Source organism: Streptomyces sp. SYSU D01066-1 (assembly GCF_054956795.1).
The window spans coordinates 56,291-63,512 of record NZ_JBUDHV010000043.1 but is presented as its reverse complement, the minus strand read 5'-3'; the positions used below and the strand labels follow the sequence as shown (position 1 = coordinate 63,512).

The window sequence follows — 7,222 nt, the reverse complement described above, 5'->3', positions numbered from 1 at the left end:
GTCTTGCGTCTCCGACTCTATCAGATCCTTTTCCGATCCGATTTCCTCGGTGCTTTCCAGGTTCCCGCTTCCGCGTTTCCCTTTCCGGCGGTTCCGACTCTATCAGATCCTTTCGGGCCTGATTCCCAGTCAGAGTGGGCTGTCTTCCAGGCTGTTGGGCCGTTCCGACGTCTCAAACCTTAGCGGACCCGATCCCTGTTTCCAAAATCGGAGTGCGGAATTGAATTCGGGCATGCCGAAATCGTTCCCGAGGGGAGGTCGTACTGGTGGTGTGAGGTGCCGCTCGTGCGGCGAGAGTGCTGCCGCAAAACCGTTACGGCGCTGCGGCAACCCGAAGAACCTTACGGATCGGGAGGGTGGCTGTCAAGCGCCCCCTGTCAACCGTTTCAGTCGAGGTCGCTGAGCCGGCCGCCGGCGTCCGGCTGGTCGTGCTCCACCCGGCGCAGGATGCGGGTGAGGACCTCACCGAGGGCCGTCCGCTCGTCAGGAGAGAGGTCCTGGAGGAGGTCCTCCTCGAAGACCGAGGCGAGGCGCATGGCCTCCAGCCACTTCTCCCGGCCGTCGGCCGTCAGCTCGACGATGACGCGTACCCGGTTGGACTCGTCGCGGTCCCGGGTGACGAGGCCCTCGGTGACCATGCGGTCGATGCGGTGGGTCATCGCGGCCGGGGTCAGGCCGAGCCGCTTGGCCAGGTCTCCGGGGCCCATCCGGTAGGGGGCGCCGGAGAGGACGAGGGCCTTGAGCACCTCGAAGTCGGCGTTGCTGACTCCGAGGTCGGCGGTCTGGCGGCCGTAGGCGACGTTCATGCGGCGGTTCAGGCGGGACAGCGCCGACACGATCTTCTCGACCTGGGGGTCGAGGCCCTGGAACTCGCGCTGGTAGGCGGCGATCTGTTCTTCGAGTGTCGGCTCGCCGGCCGCCGCTGTGTCGCCCATGGGACGCAGTATGGCACGGCGCGGCTTTGCCTTGAAGTCCTTAGGAATATACTCTTTAGCTTCGAAGTTTAGTTTCGAAGTCTTCACTCCTAACTCGTGAGAGAGGTGAACGTGACCAGGGCGATGGCCGCTGCGATGCGCCGGATCCATGTGGGCAACGCGCTCAGCGCGTTCGGACTCGGCTTCACCGTCCCCTATCTGTACGTCTACGTGGCGCAGGTGCGGGGGCTCGGCTCCGTGACGGCGGGGCTGGTGCTCGCCGTCTTCGCCGTGGCCGCGTTGATCGTGCTGCCGTTCGCCGGGCGGGCGATCGTCCGGCGGGGACCGCTGCCGGTGCTGCTCGCCGCCCTGGTGATGGCCGCCCTCGGCGCGCTGAGCCTGGGCGTGGCGGGGCAGGTGACGACCGTGCTGCCGTCCGCCGCGCTGCTGGGGGCCGGGCAGGCCGTGATGCAGCCGGCGCTGGCCACGATGATCGTGGACTGCTCGACGGCCGACACCCGGTCGCGGGCGTTCGCCACGCAGTTCTTCCTGCAGAACCTCGGGCTCGGTATCGGCGGGCTGATCGGCGGGCATCTCGTCGACCCCTCCAGCCCGGCCTCGTTCACGCTGCTGTTCGCCATCGAGGCGGCCATGTTCCTGGTGCTGGTCGCCGTGCTGGCCACGGTGCGGATGGAGCGGGCGCCGCGGGTCGCGGAGGTTCCCGAAGGGGCCAAGGGGAGCTGGCGGCGGTTGCTCGGCGATCGCGCCATGGTGCAGCTGCTCGTACTGGGCTTCGTGCTGTTCTTCGTCTGCTACGGGCAGTTCGAGTCGGGGCTGAGCGCGTACGGCGTGGCGGCGGCCGGGATCTCGACGTCCGCGCTGGGGACGGCGCTGGCGGCGAACACGCTGGTGATCGTGGTCGCGCAGTTCGCGGTGCTGCGGATCGTGGAGCGGCACAAGCGGTCGCGGGTGATCGCGTCCGTGGGGCTGGTCTGGGCCGTGGCGTGGGTGATCGCCGGGTACGCCGGGCTGGGGCACGGCAGCCAGACCATGGCGACGGCCGCGTTCATCTCGACGTACGGGCTCTTCGGCCTGGGTGAGTCGCTGCTGTCGCCGACGCTGGTCCCGCTGGTCGCCGATCTGGCGCCGGAGGGGATGGCGGGGCAGTACAACTCCGCGTTCGCCCTGGTCAAGCAGCTCGCGCTGGCGGTCGGGCCGGCGGTGGGCGGGCCGCTGGCGGCGGCGCTGCCCGGACCGTACATCGTGGTGTTCCTGCTGTTCTCGCTGGTGATGAGTGTGCTGGCGGTGCGGATGGGGCGGTCGCTCACCGCGGTGCAGGACCGGCCGTGGCTGCTGCGGGCCACCCGGGTGGTCCGGCAGGGCGGGGCGCCCGCCGAGTCGGAGGCGGCCGCCCAGGCGTAGGGCCGTCCGTCACGGGCGGGGCAGGGCGAACTCGCACCAGACCGCCTTGCCGCCGCCCGGTGTGCGCCGGCTGCCCCAGCCCGAGGCGATGGTGGCGACGATGGCGATGCCCCGGCCGGACTCGTCGGCCGGTTCGGCGCGGCGGCGTCTGGGCAGGTGGTCGTCGCCGTCGGTGACTTCGATGATCAGACGGCGGTCGGTACGGCGCAGCCGCAGCCGCATGGGGGGCGTGCCGTGCTGGAGGGAGTTGGCGACCAGTTCGCTGGTCGCCAGGACACCGAGGTCGTGCAGGTCGGTGGGGAAGCGCCAGCTGGTCAGGACGCCGGAGGCGAAGGCACGCGCGCGTGGGGCGGCCTCGACGCCGCCGAGGAGCTCCAGCGCGGCGTTGCGGAAGAGGTCGTGTTCGGGGCCGGTGCGCGCCGGGTGCTGGAGGACCAGGACGGCCACGTCGTCGTCGTGCTCGGGGGTCACGCCCGCCGAGCGGACCAGGCGGTCGCAGATGACCTGGGGGGTGCCGCGGGCACCGGCCAGGGCGCGCTCCAGGGCGGCGATGCCCTCGTCGAGGTCCTGGTTGCGGCGCTCGACCAGGCCGTCGGTGTAGAGGACGGCCGTGGAGCCGGGGGCGAGGGGGACGGAGCCCGAGGCGTGCACCCAGCCGCCGGTGCCGAGCGGCGGGCCGGTGGGCTCGTCGGCTCGGTGGACCGTGCCGCTCTCGTCGCGGACCAGGATCGGGAGGTGCCCGGCGGAGGCGTACACCAGCCGGCCCTCGCTGGGGTCGTGGATGGCGTAGACGCAGGTGGCGATCTGGTTGGCGTCGATCTCGGCGGCGAGGCCGTCGAGGAGCTGGAGGATCTCGTGCGGGGGCAGGTCGAGGCGGGCGTAGGCCCTGACCGCCGTACGGAGCTGGCCCATGACGGCGGCGGCGCGGACGCCGCGGCCCATGACGTCGCCGATGACCAGGGCGGTGCGGCCACCGCCGAGGGTGATCACGTCGTACCAGTCGCCGCCGACGGCGGCCTCGGTGCCGCCCGGGTGGTAGGTGGCGGCGATGCGGAGGTCGTCGGGCTCCTCCAGTTCCTGGGGGAGGAGGGAGCGCTGGAGGGTGACGGCGGTCTCGCGCTGGCTGCGTTCGCTCGCGCGCAGGCGCTCGGCGGCCTCGGCGTGGTCGGTGACGTCGGTGGCGAAGACCAGGACGCCGCTGTCCCCGCCCTCGGTGACGGGGGTGCAGGTGAAGGTGTAGGAGCGGCCGTCGGGGGCCTTGCGGGACTTGAGGGTGCGGGGCCGGTGGCTGCGCTGGACCTGGTCGAGGAGGGGGAAGAGGCCCAGCGCGGCCAGTTCGGGGAGGGCCTCTCTCGCTCGTTCGCCCAGGGGGCGTGCGCCGAAGGCCGCCGTATAGGCGTCGTTGACGTAGGCGATGCGGTGGTCGGGGCCGTGGACCAGGGCGACGAGGGCCGGGACGCGGTCGAGCACGTCGCGGACGGGGAGGTCGTCGACGGCCGGTACGGCGGGGGGTTCGTCGGTCAGCTGTTCGGTGCGGGCGGCGGGCACGGAGGTCTCCGGCCGGCTCTCCCCCCGTCGGTCCGGGGAGAGGGCGGTGTCGGTCCGCGCTGCCGCGCGGCGCTGCGTTCCGGGGAGCCGGGCGCTCCAGCGCGTGAAGTTCACGAATCCTTGCCTCGTGTCAGTCGTCGGCGGCCGGCACCGGGGCCGGCCGGGGCCCCGGGGGCCGCGCGGGGGTGAGCGGCGGCCCGCCCGTGGTGGTGTGGATCAGTCTGGCAGGGTGCCGACCGGGCCGACATCCGTCAGACGCCGGACCGGGCGGCGGAGTTCCTCGGTCCGGTCAGGACTACCCCTTCGGGTTCTCCGGGGGCTCTTGGGGAGGGATTCCCCCGGCAGCCAGTTCGAACTCCGCTCGCGGGTGCTCAAGTGATCCCAGCGAGACGATCTCCCTCTTGAAGAGGCCGGCGAGTGTCCATTCGGCCAGCACGCGCGCCTTGCGGTTGGCGGTGGGGACGCGGCCGAGGTGGTAGGCGCGGTGCAGCAGCCAGGCCGGGTACCCCGTCAGCCGGTGTCCGTGGACCTGGGCGACGCCCTGGTGGAAGCCGAGGGAGGCGACCGAGCCGGCCGGCCTGTGGGCATAGGTCTCCAGGGGTTCGCCGCGCAGGGCGTGGGCGATGTTGTCGCCGAGGACCCTGGCCTGCCGGAGCGCGTGCTGCGCGTTGGGGGCGCACTCCTGGCCGGGTGCGTCGGCGGTGAGGTCGGGGACGGCCGCGGCGTCTCCCGCGGCCCACGCGTGCGTGACGCCCTCGACCGCCAGCTGGGGGGTGCATCTCAGCCGTCCGCGCTCGGTGCGGGGCAGGTCGGTGGCGGCGAGCACGGGGTGGGGTCTGACGCCGGCCGTCCAGACGACCGTACGGGTGGGGAAGCGGGAGCCGTCGCTGAGGACGGCGACGCGGTCGGCGCAGGACTCCAGGCGGGTGCCGAGCCGTACGTCGATGTTGCGGCGGCGCAGCTCGGTGACCGTGTGGCGGCCCAGTTCCTCGCCGACCTCCGGCAGGATCCGGTCGGCCGCCTCCACCAGGATCCACTTCATGTCGTCGGGGTCGACGTTGTGGTAGTAGCGCGCGGCGTAGCGGGCCATGTCCTCCAGTTCGCCGAGGGCCTCCACGCCCGCGTAGCCGCCGCCGACGAAGACGAAGGTGAGGGCCGCGTCGCGGAGTACGGGGTCGCGGGTGGAGGAGGCGATGTCCATCTGCTCGATGACGTGGTTGCGCAGGCCGATGGCCTCTTGGAGGGTCTTGAAGCCGATGCCGTGGTCGGCGAGGCCGGGGACGGGCGGGATGCGGGAGACGGAGCCGGGGGCCAGGACGAGTTCGTCGTAGCCGAGCCGGTGCGCGCCGCGGCCCTCCTGCTCGGTGGCGAGGGTGGTGACGGTGGTGGTGCGGTGCGCGTGGTCGACGGACCGGGCCTCGCCGACGACGACCCGGCAGCGGCCGAGGACGCGGCGCAGGGGGACGACGACGTGCCGCGGGGAGATCGACCCGGCCGCCGCTTCGGGAAGGAACGGCTGATACGTCATGTAGGGGTCGGGGGTGACGACGGTGACCTCGGCCTCGCCCCGCCGCAGCTCGCCCTTCAGCTCCCGCTGGAGCCGCAGGGCCGTGTACATCCCGACGTAGCCACCACCGACAACGAGAATGCGCGCACGTTCCTTCACCGTCCCATGACGCACCCGGCGCTTGAGTTTGTCCACAGCCCCGGCAATTCGTATGACCGGTCGGCGGCGGTGGACAGGGCGGGCCGATCCGCCGGGAGACGGAGCACAAGCGCAGGTCAGCCAGGGTATGACAGGGGCGGACAAGGGGACCATGGAGGGCGTATCGGACCCGTACTCCGATCGGGGTGCGCTCCGTGCGGAACCTGCCCCTTCTGAATTGACTCCCACTCAACTATGTTCGTCTCGACGGAGTGTAGGGGGATGCGCTCATCGGGCCCGCGACGGGCGGCCCGGACAGCGGCCTGTTCCGCACACGCTCCGGCTTGCGATGACGGGGAGTGTCTCCGGGGGGAGACGTCATTACCGGGGGATTGTCTATGCATGTTCAGAACTCTCATTGGCCGTCCGGCTCCGCTGTCGCCGCCGGCGGCACGATGAGCGCGACGACGGGTGGTGGACGCGGGGACGGCGTGCGGTCGGCGCCGCTGCGCGTGGACGCTCAGCGCAATCTGGAGCACGTGCTGCGCGCGGCACGTGAGGTCTTCGGCGAGCTGGGGTACGGCGCTCCGATGGAGGACGTGGCCCGGCGCGCGCGGGTCGGGGTCGGCACGGTGTACCGGCGGTTCCCCAGCAAGGACGTGCTGGTGCGCCGGATAGCCCAGGAGGAGACGACCCGGCTGACCGACCAGGCCCGGACGGCGCTGGGACAGGAGGACGAGCCGTGGTCGGCGCTCTCCCGGTTCCTGCGGACGTCGGTGGCGTCCGGCGCGGGCCGGCTGCTGCCGCCGCAGGTGCTGCGGGTGGGCGTGGCGGACGAGGACGGCACGGCCGGTGAACCCCGGGTTCCGCAGCAGCGGATCCAGCCGGGCTCCGGTGAGCTGCGGCTGGTGCCGGAGGAGGCCGTGGACGCGGGGGCCGTCCCCATGGAGGACGACGCGGGCGCCGCGGCGCTGCTGGAGGTCGTCGGCCGGCTCGTGGACCGGGCCCGTGCGGCCGGGGAGCTGCGGCCGGACGTGTCGGTGTCCGACGTCCTGCTGGTCATAGCCACGGCGGCGCCGTCCCTGCCGGACGCCGCCCAGCAGGCGGCGGCCTCGGCGCGGTTACTGGACATCCTGCTGGAGGGGCTGCGGTCGCGGCCGGTGTGAATCGGCGGGCGTGGGCCCGCGGGTTGCCCAGTGCGTACTCGGCGGCACGGGCCCACGCGAGCCGTCGGGCACGCCCTCCCCGCTCCCGCCTTCGCTCGAGCGGCCCCCATCACCCCTGGCGGCGCGATCACCCGCCACCGCGGACGGCACGCCTGCTCACGGTGACGCGGGCCCCCGCCCGCACCCGCGTACGGCAGGCGGGGGCCGGTGTCCTACGCGGGCGGGACGGGTACGCGCCCGCACCCGCGTACGGCGGGAAAGGACCGGTGTCCCGCACGGACGGGCCGTACTCGTGCCCGCGTACGGCCGGCGGGGACCGGTGTCCCGCGCGGGCGGACCGTACTCATACCCGCAGCCGCATACGGCGGACGGGGCGGTGTCCCGCGCGGGCGGGATGCGGTCGTACCCGCAGTCGCGTACGGCGGGAAGGGGACGGGGTGGGGGGTGTCCGCCCGCAGCGGTTGGCGCGTCAACCCGCTCCACCCCCGCAGCAGACCGATTCCGCGCCGTTCCGAGGACGGACACCC

The 7,222-nt window shown here is 72.8% G+C and carries 5 protein-coding genes; 2 read left to right on the top strand and 3 right to left on the bottom strand.

Features of this window, described 5'->3' with window-relative positions:
- Positions 1–386: 386 nt before the first annotated feature.
- Positions 387–935: a MarR family winged helix-turn-helix transcriptional regulator gene (locus ACY1JF_RS28300; RefSeq protein ID WP_462708098.1), complete on the bottom strand. Its 549-nt coding sequence runs from the start codon at positions 933–935 to the stop codon at positions 387–389.
- A gap of 123 nt (positions 936–1,058) precedes the next feature.
- Here ACY1JF_RS28300 and ACY1JF_RS28295 point away from each other — a divergent pair, with 123 nt between their 5' ends.
- Positions 1,059–2,336, top strand: coding sequence for an MFS transporter (locus tag ACY1JF_RS28295; protein ID WP_462708101.1), 1,278 nt, complete (start codon positions 1,059–1,061; stop codon positions 2,334–2,336).
- Between the two features lie 9 nt (positions 2,337–2,345).
- On the opposite strand, the gene ACY1JF_RS28290 is transcribed toward ACY1JF_RS28295, so the two are convergent.
- Together ACY1JF_RS28290 and ACY1JF_RS28285 are read right to left on the bottom strand one after the other, a co-directional pair.
- A complete protein-coding gene (locus ACY1JF_RS28290; protein WP_462708097.1) occupies positions 2,346–3,998 on the bottom strand; it encodes an ATP-binding SpoIIE family protein phosphatase in 1,653 nt (550 codons plus the stop codon).
- A 181-nt stretch (positions 3,999–4,179) separates the two neighbouring features.
- Positions 4,180–5,550 (bottom strand): NAD(P)/FAD-dependent oxidoreductase, encoded by a 1,371-nt coding sequence (locus ACY1JF_RS28285; RefSeq protein ID WP_462708096.1) that lies wholly within the window; start codon positions 5,548–5,550, stop codon positions 4,180–4,182.
- A 377-nt stretch (positions 5,551–5,927) separates the two neighbouring features.
- On the opposite strand from ACY1JF_RS28285, the gene ACY1JF_RS28280 reads away from it, so the two are divergent.
- Positions 5,928–6,695 carry a TetR/AcrR family transcriptional regulator gene (locus tag ACY1JF_RS28280; RefSeq protein ID WP_462708095.1) on the top strand — a complete coding sequence of 256 codons (768 nt, stop codon included), beginning with the start codon at positions 5,928–5,930 and terminating at the stop codon, positions 6,693–6,695.
- Positions 6,696–7,222: the final 527 nt, after the last annotated feature.